Source organism: Leclercia sp. 119287 (genome assembly GCF_009734485.1).
Lineage (GTDB): Bacteria > Pseudomonadota > Gammaproteobacteria > Enterobacterales > Enterobacteriaceae > Enterobacter > Enterobacter adecarboxylatus_C.
Genome location: NZ_CP046445.1, coordinates 3,179,059 through 3,196,925, shown reverse-complemented (window position 1 = coordinate 3,196,925; position 17,867 = coordinate 3,179,059). Strand labels below are relative to the sequence as shown.

Annotated in this window: 10 protein-coding genes; 2 read left to right on the top strand and 8 right to left on the bottom strand. The window is 61.1% G+C overall.

Annotated elements, in window-relative coordinates:
- The 7 genes from baeR to yegD form a co-directional block, all read right to left on the bottom strand.
- A complete protein-coding gene (gene baeR / locus GNG27_RS15455) occupies positions 1-726 on the bottom strand; it encodes a two-component system response regulator BaeR (protein WP_142486400.1) in 726 nt (241 codons plus the stop codon).
- On the bottom strand, positions 723-2,126 hold the full coding sequence (baeS, locus tag GNG27_RS15450; RefSeq protein ID WP_156264216.1) for a two-component system sensor histidine kinase BaeS: 1,404 nt from the start codon (positions 2,124-2,126) through the stop codon (positions 723-725). The genes baeR and baeS overlap by 4 nt, the downstream gene beginning before the upstream one ends.
- Positions 2,123-3,538: an MFS transporter gene (locus tag GNG27_RS15445; RefSeq protein WP_156264215.1), complete on the bottom strand. Its 1,416-nt coding sequence runs from the start codon at positions 3,536-3,538 to the stop codon at positions 2,123-2,125. The genes baeS and GNG27_RS15445 overlap by 4 nt, the downstream gene beginning before the upstream one ends.
- Complete coding sequence (gene mdtC, locus GNG27_RS15440) at positions 3,538-6,615, bottom strand: multidrug efflux RND transporter permease subunit MdtC (protein WP_156264214.1); 3,078 nt, start codon at positions 6,613-6,615, stop codon at positions 3,538-3,540. Before mdtC ends, GNG27_RS15445 begins: the two co-directional genes overlap by 1 nt.
- A complete protein-coding gene (locus tag GNG27_RS15435) occupies positions 6,616-9,741 on the bottom strand; it encodes an MdtB/MuxB family multidrug efflux RND transporter permease subunit (protein WP_156264213.1) in 3,126 nt (1,041 codons plus the stop codon). It abuts the gene before it with no gap.
- On the bottom strand, positions 9,741-10,973 hold the full coding sequence (locus tag GNG27_RS15430; RefSeq protein ID WP_142486395.1) for an MdtA/MuxA family multidrug efflux RND transporter periplasmic adaptor subunit: 1,233 nt from the start codon (positions 10,971-10,973) through the stop codon (positions 9,741-9,743). The genes GNG27_RS15435 and GNG27_RS15430 overlap by 1 nt, the downstream gene beginning before the upstream one ends.
- Positions 10,974-11,199: 226 nt before the next feature.
- A complete protein-coding gene (yegD, locus tag GNG27_RS15425; RefSeq protein ID WP_142486394.1) occupies positions 11,200-12,552 on the bottom strand; it encodes a molecular chaperone in 1,353 nt (450 codons plus the stop codon).
- A 133-nt stretch (positions 12,553-12,685) separates the two neighbouring features.
- Here yegD and alkA point away from each other — a divergent pair, with 133 nt between their 5' ends.
- Entirely contained in the window at positions 12,686-13,549 is an 864-nt protein-coding gene (alkA, locus tag GNG27_RS15420) for a DNA-3-methyladenine glycosylase 2 (RefSeq protein WP_156264212.1), read from the top strand.
- Here the strand turns inward: alkA and GNG27_RS15415 are convergent.
- Positions 13,520-16,849, bottom strand: coding sequence for a diguanylate cyclase (locus GNG27_RS15415; RefSeq protein WP_156264211.1), 3,330 nt, complete (start codon positions 16,847-16,849; stop codon positions 13,520-13,522). The genes alkA and GNG27_RS15415 overlap by 30 nt on opposite strands.
- A gap of 344 nt (positions 16,850-17,193) precedes the next feature.
- Between GNG27_RS15415 and udk the strand changes: the two genes are divergently transcribed.
- Positions 17,194-17,835 (top strand): uridine kinase, encoded by a 642-nt coding sequence (gene udk, locus GNG27_RS15410; protein ID WP_032612454.1) that lies wholly within the window; start codon positions 17,194-17,196, stop codon positions 17,833-17,835.
- Positions 17,836-17,867 lie beyond the last annotated feature (32 nt).

Here is a 17,867-nt window from a genome sequence, read left to right as displayed (position 1 = left end):
TCACGCGCCGATCCGGCACGCATCCGCTTCCCAGCGATAACCCACACCGTATACCGCACGAATAAACGACTGATCCGCGTCGAGGGATTCCAGCTTGCGACGCAGGTTTTTGATATGGCTGTCGATAGTACGGTCGGTCACCACCCGGTAGTCATCATACAGATGGTTCAGCAGCTGCTCGCGGGAGAAGACCTTGCCCGGCTCGTGCGACAGGGTTTTCAGCAGGCGGAACTCGGCGGGGGTCAGGTCCAGCAGCTTGCTGCGCCAGCTGGCCTGGAAACGGCTTTCGTCGATGATTAACGGACTTTCGGCATCCAGCGCCTGCAGCTCGCGCTGCGGCTTGCAGCGGCGCAGAATGGTTTTCACCCGGGCCACCACTTCGCGCGGGCTGTAGGGCTTGCAGATGTAATCATCAGCACCGATCTCCAGCCCCAGCAGGCGGTCGATCTCTTCGATTTTAGCGGTCACCATCACAATCGGCACTTCGGAGAAGCGGCGGATCTCGCGGCACAGGGTCAGGCCGTCGGTGCCGGGCAGCATCAGGTCCAGCAGGATCAGATCCGGCGGGGTCTGGCGCACGTAGGGCAGGACCCGATCGCCGTGGCTGATTAGCGACGGGGCATAACTCGCCGCCCGCAGATAGTCGATTAATAACTGCCCAAGCTTAGGCTCATCCTCCACGATCAGGATGCGGGGTGTGTTTTCGTCAATGGGTAACTCAGTCATGCTTCTCTCGATAAATCGCGTTCCAGCGGTAGCTCTACTGTAATGCTAACCCCGCCAAAAGGCGAATGGGCGGCGAGGAGGGTACCTCCGTGGGCTTCGACGATGTTGACGCAGATCGCCAGCCCCAGCCCGGATCCGCCGCTGGCGCGGTTGCGGGAACCTTCGGTGCGATAAAAACGCTCAAACAGTTTGCTGAGCTGTTCGTCAGAGACGCCGGGCGCCGTGTCGGCAAAGGTCAGCGCAAAGCGGTGATCTTCGCATTTGCCGGAAATACGCAGCGCGCCGCCCGCGTCGGTATAGCGCAGGCAGTTTTCCAGCAGGTTGTTGAAGAGCTGCATCAGCCGGTCGCGATCGCCAAACACCACCGCGTTCTCCGGCAGCGACAGCTCGATGCGCAGGTCGCGGCTGGCAAAGCGTTCGCGGAAAACGCCGCTCGCCATTTCCAGAATATTAATCACATCGACAGGCGCTTTCTGATAGGCCAGCGCCCCCTCGTCGGACATCGACAGCTGATGCAGGTCCTCCACCAGCTTGGTGAGGGTGCCCACTTCCGCCTGCAGTGAGGTGACGGATTCAGGGGTGAATTTGCGCACGCCGTCCTGGATCGCCTCCAGCTCGCCGCGCAGCACCGCCAGCGGGGTGCGCAGCTCGTGGGAGATATCGGCCATAAAATCCCGGCGCATCTGCTGATTTTTCTCCAGGGTGCTGGCGAGCTGGTTAAAGTCCTGCGCCAGCTTGCCCAGCTCGTCCTCGCTGCGGGTATCCACCCGGGTGGAGAAATTGCCCGCCGCCAGCTGATGGGTGCCGTCCACCAGCCGTTTGACCGGTGCCAGCAGGCCGCGCGCCAGCGGGAAGGTCGCCAGCGCCGCCAGCAGGGTTGAGAGGGCGACAATCAGCCAGCTGGTCTGGCGCTGCTGCCGGTCGAAGTTGATGTCGGTATTGCGCGTCAAGCGTTCTACCGGGGAGGCGATCACCCAGCCGACGGCAGCGCCATTCACGGTGATGGCGCGCTTCGTGCCGTCCGGCGGCACCGGGGCGCGCGGGCCGACCAGCACCCGCATATCCTGGTCGATCACCCAGAACTGGGTACGCCAGCCGTGGGGCGGCATGCCGGGGCCGGGGCGATCGTCGTCGGTGTCGTGCTCCAGCGAGCGCAGGATCTGGAAAATAAAGCGATCATTATTGCGCAGAAAACGCCAGTTGCCGTGCAGGGCGTACTGCTCGGCCAGGGCATCGCTTAAGCCCTGTAAACGCTGCTCATTACCGTGTTTGATGTAGTCGATAAAGCCGCGCTCAAAGCTGACCCGCACCGCCCAGTGCATGGTGATCAGCAACACGATGCAGGTGGCAAAGATGGCCAGAAACAGCTTACCGGTAATGCCGGGCCGCCAGAACTTCATGGTTCACTCCTTTTGCGCCGCCTGATGACGACATTCTTGCTGGTATCATCCGGGACCCGGGCGAAAACAAAGGCCGGCAGGGCGATAATTACCGCCATGCTCAGGTAGGTGTAGAGGAACACCTGATGGACAACGGGGCTGTCCGCCGTCAGGTGATGCTGGCCGTACATGCCCAGCAGCAGCCCGGCAATGGTGACGCCCACGCTCATCGACAGCTGCATGATCATCGACAGCAGGCTGTTGCCGCTGCTCGCCTGCTCGTCGGGCAGATCCTTCAGGGTCAGGGTGTTCATGGAGGAGAAGCGGATGGAGTTGATCATCCCCTGGCAGAACAGCACCAGCGGCAGGACGTAGTACCAGCCGAGCAGCGCGACGCCCATAAACAGCAGGCTCACCAGCGCCAGCCCGAGGGTTGAGGCCACCAGCACCCGGCGATAGCCGAGAGCGTTCACCACCTGGACCACAATGCGCTTCATCCCCATGCTGCCGAGCACCATCGGGATCATCATCAGCCCGGCGTGGAATGGCGAGAAGCCGAGGCCAATCTGTAAAAATACCGGGGTCATAAACGGCAGCATCCCGCTGCCGATGCGTCCGACAAAGCTGCCGAGCAGCCCCAGCCGGTAGGTGGTATTGCGAAACAGGCTCAGGCTGAACAGGGCGCGATCGTTATCCCGGGCATGCCACAGATACCAGAGAATGGAAATCACCCCGATGGCGACCAGCCCGGCCAGCGACAGGGTGGAGATCCCCAGCCCCTTCTGACCGTCAAGGGCTAACGTCAGAGTCGCCATCCCTGCCGCCAGCAGGAAGAACCCCACCAGATCGAAACGCCGGGTCTGCATTTTGTAGTTTGGCATCAGCCAGAGGGTGGCTATCGCCCCGATAATGCCCACCGGCAGGTTGATCAGGAAGATCCAGTGCCAGGAAGCATACTCCACCAGCATCCCGCCAAGGGCCGGGCCGAGCAGCGGCCCCACCTGGCCGGGCAGGGTGACGAAGGTCATTGCCGCCATGTACTGCTCACGCGGAACGATCTTCATCACCGTCAGCCTGCCGACCGGGACCATCATCGCCCCGCCGACGCCCTGCAACACCCGGGACATCACCAGCTCGTTCAGCGTTTCCGCCCGGGCGCAGAACAGCGACCCGGCGGTAAACAGCACGATGGCGGTAAAGAAGATATTGCGCACCCCGACCTTGTCCGCCAGCCAGCCGCTGGCGGGCAGCATTACCGCCACCGTCAGCACATAGGCGACGATCACCATATGCATATGCAGCGGGCTCTCCCCCAGGCTCTGCGCCATTGAGGGGAGGGCGGTGTTAACGATGGTCGTATCCAGGGCCTGCATAAAAAAGCCGAAGGCGACAATCCATAGCTGCCAGCGAACGTTGCCGGGGAGATCAGTCATTAGCCGGTTACCGTCTCTTTCTGTTTACGTGAAAAACGCACCCGTAAGCGATCAAAGAACAGATAGACCACCGGGGTGGTGTACAGGGTCAGCAGCTGGCTCATCACCAGCCCGCCGACAATGGTGATCCCCAGGGGCTGACGCAGCTCTGCGCCATCACCGCTGGAGATTACCAGCGGCAGCGCGCCAAACAGCGCCGCCAGGGTAGTCATCATGATCGGGCGAAAACGCAGCAGGCAGGCCTGGAAGATCGCCTCCTGCGGAGTCATGTTGCCGTTGCGCTGTGCTTCCAGCGCAAAGTCGACCATCATGATGGCGTTTTTCTTCACGATCCCGATTAACAGCATAATGCCAATCAGCGCAATCAGGCTGAACGGGGCGCCAAACAGCTCCAGCGCCAGCAACGCCCCCACGCCCGCCGAGGGCAGGGTGGAGAGGATGGTCAGCGGATGGACGTAGCTCTCGTACAGCACGCCGAGAACGATATAGACCGTGGCGATCGCCGCCAGAATCAGGATCACCTGCGAGTTCATGGTCTCCTGGAACACCTGGGCGGTGCCGGCGAAGCTGCCGCGCACCGTTGACGGCACCCCGAGCTGGGTCATGGCGCGGGTGATGGCCTCGCTGGCTTCCGAGAGTGATTTGCCGGTCGGCAGGTTAAACGACACGGTCGACGCCGCCGACAGCCCCTGGTGATTGACCGACAGCGGCGCGTTAGCGGGCTGCCAGCTGGCGAAGTAGGAGAGCGGGATCGTCTTGCCGTCGCTATTAATCACAAACATCTTATCCAGGGCGCTGATGTCCTGGGTATAGCGCGGATCGACCTCCATCACCACCTTGTACTGGTTCATCGGCTGATAGATGGTCGAGATCTGCCGCTGGCCGAAGGCGTTGTTCAGCAGGCTGTTGGCGGCGTTGACATCGATGCCCAGCCGGGACATGGTTTCGCGGTCGTAGGTCAGGGCCATCTCGGCGCCGTTGTCCTGCTGGTCGGAGTTAACGTCCGCCAGCTCCGGCAGGGCCGCCAGCGCCTTGCGGATCTTCGGCTCCCACTCCCTGAGGGCCGCGAGATCGTCCGACAGCAGGGTGTACTGGTAGCTGGCGTTCGACTGACGCCCGCCGACGCGGATATCCTGCACCGCCACCAGGAACATGTTCGCTCCGGGCTCTTTGGCAAGCTTAACCCTCAGGCGGTCGATCACCTGCTGGGCGGTTTCGTTACGCTCGTCGCGGGCTTTGAGAGTGATAAACATCATCCCGCTGTTGACCCGCGACCCACCGGTAAAGCCGGTGACGTTATCCACCGCCGGATCTTCGCGGATGATCTTCATGAAGTCCCGCAGCTTGCCGCGCATCGCCTGGAAGGAGATGCTCTGGTCGGCCTGAATGCCGCCCATCAGCACCCCGGTGTCCTGCTCCGGGAAGAAGGTTTTCGGGATGGTGATGTACATCCAGACGTTAAGCGCAATGGTACCGACCAGCACCAGGCCGACGATCCGGGTGTGGTTCAGCACCCATTTGAGCGATTTGCCGTAGCCCGCCTGCAGCGCCATCAGCATCCGGCCAAAGCCTTTCTTGCGCGGCTGCGACTGGGGCGGGCTGCGCTTGAGCATCCAGCCGCACATCATCGGGGTCAGGGTTAAGGATACGAGCAGCGAAATGCCGATCGCCACCGACAGGGTGACGGCGAACTCTCTGAGCAGACGCCCCGGCAGACCGTCCATCAGCAGCAGCGGCAGGAACACCGCCACCAGCGACAGGCTCATGGAGAGCACCGTAAAGCCCACCTCCCGGCTGCCCTGCAACGCCGCCTGGAGCGGTTTCATCCCCGCTTCGAGGTGGCGGGAGATGTTCTCCAGCACCACGATGGCGTCATCCACCACAAAGCCGGTGGCGATGGTCAGGGCCATCAGCGACAGGTTGTTGAGGCTAAAGCCGCACAGGTACATGGCGGCGAAGGTGCCGATCAGCGACACCGGGACCGCCACCGCCGGGATCAGCGTCGCGCGCCCGGAGCGCAGGAACAGGAACACCACCAGGATCACCAGCGCCACCGAGATAATCAGCGACTGCTCCACCTCCTCCAGCGAGGCGCGAATGGTGGGGGAGCGGTCCTGGGCGATCTGCAGGTCAATGGCCGCCGGAATAGTCTCCTGCAGCTCCGGCAGCCGGGCGCGGATGCTGTTCACCGTCTCAATAATGTTGGCTTCCGGCAGCTTGCGGATCATCAGCAAAATGGCCGGTTTGGCGTTGGTCATCCCGGCGTTACGCACGTCCTGCACCGAGTCGGTGACGCTCGCCACGTCGCTTAAGCGCACCGCCGCGCCGTTGTTGTAGTGGATGATTAAGGGCTGATATTCCGCCGCGGTTTTCAGCTCGTCGTTGGTCTGGATCTGCCAGCGGTGGCTGCCGTCCTCCACCGACCCCTGGGGTTTACGCACGTTGGCGTTGCTGATGGCGCTGCGCACGTCGTCCAGCGACACGCCCTGGTTAAACAGCGCCTGCGGGTTGAGCCCCACGCGTACCGCGGGCAGGGAGCTGCCGCCAACGTCGACATCGCCCACGCCGTCGATCTGGGCGATGGTTTGCGCCAGCTGGGTGGAGGCGAAGTCGTACAGCTGCCCCTGGGAGTAGGTGTCCGAGGTGAGCGTCAGGATCATGATCGGCGCATCGGACGGGTTGGCCTTGCGGTAGGTCGGCCGGCTCGGCATCCCGCTCGGGAGCAGGCTTTGCGCGGCGTTGATCGCCGCCTGCACGTCCCGCGCCGCGCCGTTGATGTCGCGGTTAAACTTGAATTCCAGAATGATGCGCGTGCTGCCGAGGGAGCTGCTGGAGGTCATCTCGTTGACCCCGGCAATGCGTCCCAGGGAGCGCTCCAGCGGCGTCGCCACCGATGAGGCCATGGTCTCCGGCGAGGCCCCGGGGAGTGAGGCGCTGACCATAATCACCGGGAAATCCACCTGCGGCAGCGGGGCCACCGGCAGCAGCCGGAAGCCGAGCACGCCGCAGAGGGTGATGGCGAGCGAAATTAAAATCGTCGCCACCGGGCGGTAAATGAAGAGGGCAAAAAACTTCACTTACGCCTCCTCTTCTTCACGTTTCGGGAAGCGGCTTTTGCTCCACAAGGCCAGGCGGTCAAACAGCAGATAGATCACCGGGGTGGTGAAGAGGGTTAACACCTGGCTCACCAGCAGACCGCCGACCATACCGATGCCTAACGGACGACGCAGCTCTGCCCCGACCCCGGTGCTGAGCATCAGCGGCAGGGCGCCGAGCAGCGCGGCCAGGGTAGTCATCAGGATCGGACGGAAACGCAGCAGGCAGGCCTGATAGATCGCCTCCCGCGGCGGCATGCCCTGCTCGCGCTCGGCGGCGAGAGCAAAGTCGATCATCATGATGGCGTTCTTCTTGACGATACCGATCAGCAGGATGATGCCGATAATCGCAATCACGTCCAGCTCGCTGCCCGCCAGCATCAGGGCCAGCAGGGCCCCCACGCCCGCGGTCGGCAGGGTTGAGAGAATGGTGATCGGATGGATAAAGCTCTCGTACAGCACCCCCAGCACGATGTACATCGCCACCACCGCGGCCACGATCAGCCAGATGGTACTCCCGAGCGCCGCCTGGAATGCCAGGGTACTGCCCTGGAATTTAGTCTGGATGTCGGTCGGGAAGCTGAGGTTTTTCTCCGCGTCGGTAATTGCCTGCACCGCTTCGCCCAGCGAGTAATCATCCGGGACGTTAAACGAGATGGTGGTGGATGGGAACTGATCCAGATGGTTCACCGCCAGCGGCGTATAGCGCTCCTCCACTTTGGCAATCGCGCTCAGGGGCACAATGCCGCCGCTGCTGCTGGTCAGGCGTACCGAATCCAGTGCCGCCAGGCCTGGCGTCTGCCGGGTGTCGTGCTCGAGCACTACCCGGTACTGGTTGGCCTGGGTGTAGATGGTGGAGATCAGGCGCTGACCGAAGGCGTTGTACAGCGCATTATCCACATCCGCCATGGAGATCCCCAGACGGCTGGCGCTGTCGCGGTCGACGTTGATGTACGCCGCCAGCCCTTTGTCCTGCCAGTCGCTGCTGACGTCGGAGAGCTGCGGCAGCTGCTGTAGCTCATCCACCAGCTGCGGCACCCAGGTGCTGAGGGCGTCGAGGCTGGTGGCCTGCAGGGTGAACTGATACTGGGTGCGGCTCACCGTAGTGTCGATGGTCAGGTCCTGAGTCGGCTGCAGATAGAGCGCCACGCCCGGCACTTTCGCCACCGCGCTCTGCAATCGTTCGATCACCGTGTTGACCCGATCGTCACGATCGTCCAGCGGCTTGAGGTTGATCTGCAGGCGGGCACTGTTCAGCGACGGGTTGGTGCCATCGACGCCGACAAACGACGTCAGGCTCTCCACCGCCGGATCTTTCATGATCGCTTCCGAGACCGCCTGCTGGCGCTGGGCCATGCTGGCGAACGACACCGGCTGCGGGGCCTGCAATGTGCCCTGAATAATGCCGTTATCCTGAACAGGGAAGAAGCCTTTCGGGATCATCACCCACAGCAGCACGCTCAGGGCCAGGGTGCCCAGCGCCACGCCGAGGGTGGCCCACGGGTGGTTCAGCACTTTCGTCAGCATGCGGCCGTAGGCGGCAATAATGCGCTCGAACATGCGTTCCGAGGCGCGGGAGAAGCGGTTCTGCTTGCGCAGGGACTCATGGCTCAGCATGCGGGCGCACATCATCGGCGTCAGGGTGAGCGACACCACCGCCGAGATTAAAATCGCCACCGCCAGGGTCACCGCAAACTCGCGGAACAGTCGCCCGACGATATCGCCCATAAACAGCAGCGGGATCAGCACCGCAATTAACGAGAAGGTGAGGGAGATGATGGTGAAGCCGATCTCGCCGGCCCCTTTCAGCGCCGCCGCCAGCGGCTTTTCCCCTTTCTCGATATAGCGGGAGATGTTCTCGATCACCACGATGGCGTCATCCACCACAAAGCCGGTGGCGATGGTCAGGGCCATCAACGTCAGGTTGTTGATGGAGAAGTCGAGGAACACCATCACCGCGAAGGTGCCGACCAGCGACAGGGGCACCGCCACGGCGGGAATAATGGTCGCCGGAACGTTGCGCAGGAACAGGTAGATGATCATCACCACCAGCGCGATGGCCAGCATCAGTTCAAACTGGGTGTCGCTGACCGAGGCGCGAATGTTGGTGGTGCGATCCGACAGCACCTTGACGCTGACCGATTTCGGCAGGCTGTCGATAAGCGTTGGCAGCATGGTGCGAATGCTGTCGGCGGTATCGATGATGTTCGCCCCCGGCTGGCGCTGAACGTTCATCACGATCGCCTGCTGCTTGTTGGCCCATGCGCCGAGCCAGCTATTTTCAGCCCCTTGTTCGACGGTGGCGACATCCCCTAAGCGGATCGCCGCTCCGTTCTGATACGCGACAATCAGCTGACGATATTCGTCGGCAGACTGCATCTGGTCGTTGGCGGAGAGCGTCACTGCCCGGGTCGGGCCATCGAGCGAGCCTTTCGCCGAGTTGACGTTGGCGTTGCTGATGGCGGTGCGGATGGTTTCGCTGGTCAGCCCGAGGGAGGCGATCGCCTGGGCGTTCAGCTTCACGCGAACCGCCGGGCGCTGGCCGCCGGACAGGGTCACCAGCCCGACGCCGGAGACCTGAGAGATCTTCTGCGCCACGCGGGTTTCCACCATGTCTTCGACCTGGGTCATCGGCATGGCGGAGGAGGTGACGGCGAGGGTCATGATCGGCGGATCCGCCGGGTTGACCTTGCTGTAGACCGGCGGGTTAGGCAGGTCGGAGGGCAGCAGGTTAGTGGCGGCGTTGATCGCGGCCTGCACCTCCTGCTCGGCGACGTCCAGCGACAGGCTGAGCTGGAACTGCAACGTCACCACCGACGCGCCGCCGGAACTCTGAGAGGACATCTGCTTCAGGCCCGACATCTGCCCAAACTGGCGCTCCAGCGGGGCGGTAATGGCCGAGGTCACTACATCCGGGCTGGCGCCGGGGTAGAGCGTGACCACCTGAATGGTGGGGTAGTCCACTTCCGGCAGGGCGGAGACCGGCAGGAAGCGGTAGCCGATGATCCCCGCCAGCAGGATCGCCACCATCAACAGGGTGGTGGCGACAGGGCGCAGGATAAACAGACGTGACGGCCCGCCTGTAGAGCTCGGGGGCATCACCTGCATCAGGCGTTCTCTCCCTGTTTTTTATGTTCGCGTTTTGCAGGCCCGGCAGGGGTGTCGGCGTGGGCTTCCACCACTTCCACTTTCGCCCCTTCGGTCAGACGGTCGATGCCGTCGGTTACCACGCGGTCGCCTGCCGATAATCCGGCGGCAATCACCACGCTCTGGCTGTCCTGAATCCCCGGTTTCACCAGGTGCTTGCTGACTTTGTTGTCGCTGTTCAGCACCCAGACGAAGTTGCCTTCGTTACCCATCTGCAATGCCGCGGTCGGGATCACCACCGCGTTCTCTTCGGTGGCAACCAGCATCCGGGCGTTAACGAACTGGTTAGGGAACAGGGCGTCGTCCTGATTGTTAAAACGCGCTTTCAGCTTGATGGTGCCGGTGGTGGTGTCGATCTGGTTGTCGAGGCTCAGCAGGGTGCCGTCGCTCAGCTTCTGCTTGTTGGCCCGGTCCCAGGCTTCCACGGCTAAGCTCTGACCCGCTTTCTGCGCCTGGATCACGGTAGCGATATCGCTCTCCGGCAGGGTAAACACCAGATCGATAGGGTGGGTCTGAGTCAGCACCACGATCCCGGTGGTATCTCCGCTGGAGATCTGATTACCGATATCCACCTGCTTCAAGCCGACGCGCCCGTCGATAGGGGCGGTGATGCGGCTCCAGTCGAGCTGGAGTTGCGCGCTGGCAACAGCGGCTTGATCCGCTTTGATCGTGCCAAGGCTTTCGCTGACCAGCGCCTGCTGGGCATCAAGCTCCTGGCGGGAGACGAGATTGGTTTTCACCAGCTGTTGATAACGGGCCAGATCGCGGCGGGCATTGGCGAGGGTGGCGGTGTCTTTCGCCAGCTGGCCCTGGGCCTGAGCCAGCGCCACTTTGAACTGGCTGGGATCGACTTCCGCCAGCAGATCGCCGGCTTTCACCTGTTGCCCTTCCTGGAAGTGCAGGGCGATCAGCTGCCCGTCGACGCGGCTGCGCACGGTCACGGTATTGGCGGCGGTAATGGTGCCAAGCCCGGAGAGGTAGCGCGGCACGGATTTGCTGACCGCGGTCGCGGCCTGCACCGGCGCCAGCGCACCGCCACGCATCCCGTGGCGTCCACCGCCCGCCGGGCGCTGCGCCTGGCTGGTCGCACCGGCAGGGGCCGAAGAGTGTTGATGCCAGTACCACGCGGCGGCAAGGGCCACCACAATGATGCCAGCGGCGATTACCCAGCGGGATTTATTGCGGCCTTTCATCGTTATACGTACTCATCCTGAAACTGTGCGGAAAATAATACTAGTTTAGTGAGGCAATGGAGCAGAAAAATGGAGGAAATATGGAAGACTGTCGGGAATTGTCTGAATGGCGCGGGGCGCGGACGGTGCGGTCTGCATGCCGGGTGGCGGCGTTGCCTTACCCGGCCGACGTGTTGGTGCGGATTTTGTAGGCCGGGCAAGCGCAGCGCCGCCCGGCATTTCCACACTAGCTAAAGACTACCTGCGCCCAGCGTGCCAGCCCGGCGGTGACGGAGCCGAAATCATCGCCCCCGGCAATTGGGATGCCCGGCAATTGCTGCGCCAGCGCTTTTTTGATCAGCGGTGAGCGGGCGCTGCCCCCGGTGAGGTAGATCACGTCCGGCTTTTCGTTGCCGTTATCCAGCGCCAGCTGCACCTGTTCCAGAATGCGCTGTAACGGCTGAGCAAGCGCGGCCTCCAGCCCCTGCTGGCTGATGGCGGTCGCCAGTTCGTCGCTGATAAACGGCAGCGTCACGGCGTGCTCTGCGGCCCCGGAGAGCGCAATTTTGCTCTCTTCCGCGCTGCGCACCATCCGGTAGCTCAGGCGCTGGCGCCAGACTTTATGCAGCAGCGCCACTTTGTCGCCGTCCTGGGCGTCGCGCACCAGATCGTTAAGAAAACGCCCGTTGGCGACGCTGTAGAAATCGCTCTGGGCCGGCACGTCGTTGATCGCCACGGCGTTCCACCACGGCAGAATGGGCAGGGCGGTGCCTTTTTCAGTTTGTCCGCCCATGCCGAGCAGCGGCATCAGGCTTTTGAAGGCCAGGGCGATATCCAGGTCGTTACCGCCGATACGGCAGCCGCTGTGCCCGAGCAGGCTGGTTTCGCGATCGCGACGCTGGCGCCACTGCGGGCCCATCAGCAGCAGCGAGCAGTCGGTGGTCCCGCCGCCGATATCCACCACCAGCACCCGTTTTTCACTACTCAGGGTCGCTTCAAAATCCAGACCGGCGGCAACCGGCTCATACTGGAACACCACGTCGCGGAACCCGGCGCGCTGTGCGGCACGCTCGAGGATCCCCTGCGCCTGCTGGTTCGCCTCATCGCCCCCCAGCCCCTGGAAGTTGATCGGACGACCAATCACCGCCTGGGCGATCTCCTCCGTCAGCTGGGACTGCGCCTGCTGGCGAATATGCAGCATCATGGCGCAGACCAGATCTTCAAACAGCGCCACCTGCTGCGGCTTCAGGCCGCTGGCCCCGAGGAAGGATTTCGGTGACTTAACGAAGTACACCTCCTCCGGATCTTCAACGTAGTGACTCAGTGACGACAGGCCAAACTGCACGCTCCCCGGGGTGACGTCGATGTCTTCCTCGCGGTTAAAGTTGACCGCGCGGCGCAGCAGCGCCTGGGTTTCCGTACCGGTAGCTGGAACCTGGTGATGGCGGTACAGCCACTCGCTTACCGCCTCGCGGGTCGGTGCGCATAGCATCGACGGCAGCAGCGTGCTGTTGTTTTCCATTTTCAGCAGCTGCGGCTGCCCGTTCTGCATTACCGCAACTGAGCAGTTGGCGGTGCCATAGTCAAATCCGATAAACACTTCAACGTCCCCATGCCATTGAGAAGGGGCGAGACTTTAGCGAAATGTCAGGCTGGCGACAACAGGAATATGAAAGCAAGGCGCAACCCGCCATCTCCGTTTATGCTGAGACAGGACAAAATAAGGAGCGATGATGTTTACCCTGACCTGGCAGCCGCCCTATGACTGGCAATGGATGTTGAAATTTCTTGGCGATCGTGCGGTCGCCGGGATCGAAATCGTGACCCCCACCGACTACACCCGCAGTTTTGCCTGCGAAGGCTACCGGGGGGTGATCCACGTGACGCCGCAACCCAGGGGCACGCTGGAGGTGGTGCTCAGCGACGGACTGTTGCCGATTGCCGATCTCTGCCTGGCGCGCATCACCCGCCTGTTCGATCTGCACTGCGATCCGCAGCAGATCGCCGCTGCGCTGGGCACTCTGGGAGCCGCACGGCCTGGCCTGCGCCTGCCGGGCTCCGTTGATACCTGGGAGCAGGGCGTGCGCGCGATCCTCGGGCAACTGGTCAGCGTGGCGATGGCCGCGAAGCTGACGGCTAAGCTGGTGGCGCTCTGCGGCGAACCCCTGCCTGAGGCACCGGGCTATCGCTGTTTCCCGACGCCTGCCGCGGTGGCGGGTGCCGATCCGCTGGCGTTGAAAGCGCTGGGCATGCCGCTGAAGCGCGCGGAAGCGCTGATTCATCTTGCGCAGTCGGTGGTGGCGGGGGATTTCCCCCAGGAAACCCCGGAGGATATCGACAGCGCGATAAAAGCCCTCCAGACCCGACCGGGGATCGGCCGCTGGACGGCGAACTACTTTGCCCTGCGCGGCTGGCAGGCCAAAGATGTCTTTCTGGCGGATGATTATGCGATTAAACAGCGCTTTGCCGGGATGACCCCGGCGCAAATACGCCGCTATGCCGAACGCTGGCAGCCGTGGCGTTCGTATGCCCTGCTGCATATCTGGTATACCGACGGCTGGACGCCATCAGTTGATGGCGAAATAAGTGGTATTTAGCAGGAGTTCCAGCGGCTGCGGCTCACCGATGGTATTGCCGAAGATATAGTCAATACCAATGCCGGAAAGGGTATCCATCATGATCGGCTGATTGCTCGGCCCGGCAATGGTCTTAATGCCCAGACGACGGGCATGGCCCTGAATAATGGTCACCAGCATCTCATCCATCAGATTACCGTGGACGTTAATCACCAGCTCGGGATCGAGGAGCAGATAATCGGCCATCTGCGCGCTCAGGTGGTTGAACACCTCCATATCGCGGCCCACGTGGCTCAGGATAATCTGGCATCCGGCCTGGCGCAGCTTGTCCAGGTTGTTGCGGCTGTGCTCATCCTCCAGCGTCAGCACGCTGACGTGCACCACCAGATGCAGCAGACGCGGCTGTAGCGGGCTGGCGCTCAGCATCTCCAGCAGTTCATCTACCAGCGTGGCGCTGGCGAGACCGGCCATCGACAGCGGCAGGGCGACCCCGGTGCCTTTGCTGGTCAGTGGCGTGGCGAAATTGCGGAAAAACTCCTGCAAAATACGTCTGTCGAGGGCGTGTACCAGCTCAGGCTCTGCCAGCCCGGCCCGGAATGTTTGCTCTTCCAGCATCTCGCCGTCGTTGGTCCACAGTCGCAGGGCCAGCATCCAGAAGGTGCTGCTTTCAGGGATCCGCGGCGACGCGACGCTGCGGGCGATCATCAACAGATGGTTGTCTTTGATCATGTGCCACTGTTCGTCGAGCGAGATGGTGCCCGGCGCGTCAGGCATCCGTTCCTGCTGCGGTTCATACACCGTCACCACGCCGCGACCGTTGTTTTTCGAGGAGTAGCAGGCGATATCGGCCTGCGACATCACCTCTGAGGCCTGATTGTTGCGCTCGTCGATCTGGGTGATCCCGGCGCTGGCACCAATCCGGTGCAGGCGGCCCTCCCACATAAAGTGATACTCGTTAATAGCGTCAATGATGCGACCGGCAATATAGCGCGCGCTTTCGGTATTGCAGTCCGGCAGCAGCAGGCCGAACTCATCCCCGCCGAGGCGCGCCAGCATGTCGGTGGAGCGCAGCATACTGAGCATCAGCGACGACAGCTCCCGGAGCAGCGCATCCCCCGCCGCGTGGCCTGCCGTGTCGTTGACCGCCTTAAAGCGGTCGAGATCGATAAACACCAGCGCATGACGCTGACGGGTATCCTGCACGGTGTGTAACATCCGCTTGAGATAGGCTTCAAAGCTGACGCGGTTCGCCAGGTGGGTAAGGGCATCGTGAGAGGCGTTATAGCTCAGCTCGCGCAGCATTTTGCGCGACTCGGTGACGTCCTGAATGACCAGCACCGAGCCAATGTTTTGCCCGTCGAGGGTGCTCAGCGGGGTAATGCTGTAGTGGATGTCGTAGCTGCCGCCGTTGCGGCTGTGCAGCACCACATCCTGTTCAATATCCGTCCGGGACATATCCCCGCTATGAATATTCTCCATCAGCGGGCCGTTATCCCCGAAGGTAATATGCAGCACCGAGAGGATCGGTTGCCCCAGCGCATCCTGCTGCAGCCAGCCGCTCATTTTCTCCGCCACCGGGTTCATAAAAGTGACGTTCATATTCACATCGGTACAGAGCACCGCTTCACCGATGGAGTCGAGGGTAATATGCAGACGCTCTTTTTCCTGGAACAGCGCCTCATTCAGCTCTTTGACCTCGGTCATATCCATATTGATGCCGAGCAGGCGTTCCACTTCCCCCTGCTTATTGAGAACCCGGTTCGCCAGGGCGCGGATATGGCGAATGCCATCCTTCACCCGGATGCGGAACTCCAGCTTGAACGGAATGCGGGCTGCCAGCGAATCACGTACCACCTGTTCTGCCAGGGCGCGATCTTCCGGCAGCATGCACTCGTGCCACAGCTGCCAGGTAGGTTTGACGTGCGCTGGCACTTCGTACATCTCGAACATGCGTTTGTCCCAGCTGATGACGTTAGGTTTAACGTCCCACTCCCAGATGCCGATACCGCCCGCTTCGTTGGCCAGGGTAATACGCTCCATCAGGCGCTTATTGACCCATTCGGTATGCTTGAGATCGTTAATGTCTTCGATCTGGGCGATAAAATAGAGTGGCGTGCCGTCGGCGTGACGCACCAGCGACACCGCCAGCAGCGCCCAGACCACCTCACCGTTACGGGTGTAATAGCGTTTCTCCAGCGAGTAACTGTTGATTTCGCCGTTCAACAGCTGCTCAAGCTGCTCCAGATCGCTTTCAAGATCTTCCGGCCAGGTTAATTGCTGGAAGTTAAGGGAGCGCAGCTCTGACTGGCTGTAGCCGAGGAACTGACACAGCGCCTTGTTGGCCTGTAGCCATTGGCCGTCGGTGCTGACCAGCGCCATGCCGATAACGGAATATTCCATCGCATTACGGAAACGCTCTTCGCTCTCGGTGATGTGCTTACGCTCTGCGCGAAACGCATACATCACCATGGTCATGATGTTAGCGGGGAGCAGCATCATCAGGAACGGCAGCCAGGGGGCGTTGATCATCGCGCTGGCATATTGTGTCGCCAGCGGGGTGGGGTTTTTGGCGATCATCAACGACACCATCATCACCGTGACCAGGAAGACCAGGAAGGCTTCCAGGCGCGGCAGCCGCACGGCGCTCCACATCAGCAGAACGATAATGGCCGTAAACGGCCACGGCAGAAACTGCAGGGAGATCCAGCTCAGAACCAGCGTTACCGCCATGGTCAGCAGGGTTTCAAACAATAACCGCGGATTGCGGTGACGCAGAAGATAGTGCGGCTTGAACAGCAGGCCTAAAGGCACCAGCGCCAGCGAGCCGATGGACTCCGACAGCACCCAGACCAGGAAACTGCGCAGCGGCTCGTCGCCCGGCACCAGCAGATAAATCAGCACCCCGCCCAGCAGGGGAGGGAGCACGGCGCTGCCGATCGCCAGACGGATCCAGTCGGCCAGATTCTGCAGCGGATTGTAGCTGGGCAGCAGTTTACGCAGCAGCAAGGCCCCAACGAAGGCCTCCGCGATGTTAACGCCGGCATACCAGAAGTTGATCGACGCCCAGGAGAAGATCAGCCAGGAGGCCAGGATGTTACCGAGGGTGCAGGCGAAGGCGATCCCGGGCCACATCTTTCCGGCGTGGCGGTAAAACGCCACCATCATAATGGAGGTCGGGAACCATAAAGGTGCCAGAAATGTTCCGAAACGGGTTAGTTCGAGCGAGAAAAGAGTGAAGATGAAGGTAACCAGACCAAGACTGACAAGCCGTAGTAAAGGATGTGGCGTAGTTACCAAAACGCGCTGGTATTTTTTATTCATTACCGCTTTATCCGAAGACGCCATGCCGCCAGGAGCCAACTCCGGACGAGTTCATTTTCTAATTTGGATCATGCTAGTACAAACAATTTACAATTAATATGGTATGTGCTCATAATTTGACATCACAGAGTTATTAAATACTTATCCTGCAAAAATTTCACCTTTGACGCTGGAAAAGTAACCGGGAAAATTTACCAGAGGGACGATCGGCACGGACTTTGAACGCGTCTCGCATAACATTTCTATTCGACTGGTATCAGGCCCGTGAAATCCCTATAATTGCCGCGTTTGACGCTCAGGCGTCGTCCTTCCTTACATCCAGGTTACTCAGGTCGCAAAAATTTATGACTGATAAGTCTCATCAGTGCGTCATTATAGGCATCGCCGGCGCATCGGCTTCAGGTAAAAGTCTCATTGCCAGTACACTTTACCGTGAATTACGTGAACAGGTCGGTGATGAGCACATCGGTGTGATTCCAGAAGACAGCTATTACAAAGATCAAAGCCATCTGTCGATGGAAGAGCGTGTTAAGACCAATTATGACCATCCAAGCGCGATGGATCACAGCCTGTTATTCCAGCACCTCCAGGCCCTGAAGAACGGCACCGCCATTGAGTTGCCGGTCTATAGCTATGTCGAACACACCCGTCTGCAGGAAACCGTGCGCATCGCCCCGAAAAAGGTCATCATCCTCGAAGGGATCCTGCTGCTGACCGACGCCCGTCTGCGCGAGTCGATGAATTTCTCGATTTTTGTCGATACGCCGCTGGATATCTGCCTGATGCGCCGCATCAAACGCGACGTGAACGAACGCGGCCGCTCCATGGATTCGGTGATGGCGCAGTACCAGAAAACGGTACGCCCAATGTTCCTGCAGTTCATTGAGCCCTCCAAACAGTATGCCGATATCATCGTGCCGCGCGGGGGTAAAAACCGCATTGCCATTGATATCCTGAAAGCGAAAATCAGCCAGTTTTTTGAATAACACGCGCGAATTGTGTACCGTTCAAAGATAAT

Excerpts from the sequence above, each read along its gene's own strand:
- baeR (WP_142486400.1), bottom strand. The coding sequence starts at position 726 with ATGACTGAGTTACCCATTGACGAAAACACACCCCGCATCCTGATCGTG.
- baeS (WP_156264216.1), bottom strand. The coding sequence starts at position 2,126 with ATGAAGTTCTGGCGGCCCGGCATTACCGGTAAGCTGTTTCTGGCCATC.
- GNG27_RS15445 (WP_156264215.1), bottom strand. The coding sequence starts at position 3,538 with ATGACTGATCTCCCCGGCAACGTTCGCTGGCAGCTATGGATTGTCGCC.
- GNG27_RS15435 (WP_156264213.1), bottom strand. The coding sequence starts at position 9,741 with ATGCAGGTGATGCCCCCGAGCTCTACAGGCGGGCCGTCACGTCTGTTT.
- GNG27_RS15430 (WP_142486395.1), bottom strand. The coding sequence starts at position 10,973 with ATGAAAGGCCGCAATAAATCCCGCTGGGTAATCGCCGCTGGCATCATT.
- alkA (WP_156264212.1), top strand. The coding sequence starts at position 12,686 with ATGTTTACCCTGACCTGGCAGCCGCCCTATGACTGGCAATGGATGTTG.
- GNG27_RS15415 (WP_156264211.1), bottom strand. The coding sequence starts at position 16,849 with ATGAATAAAAAATACCAGCGCGTTTTGGTAACTACGCCACATCCTTTA.
- udk (WP_032612454.1), top strand. The coding sequence starts at position 17,194 with ATGACTGATAAGTCTCATCAGTGCGTCATTATAGGCATCGCCGGCGCA.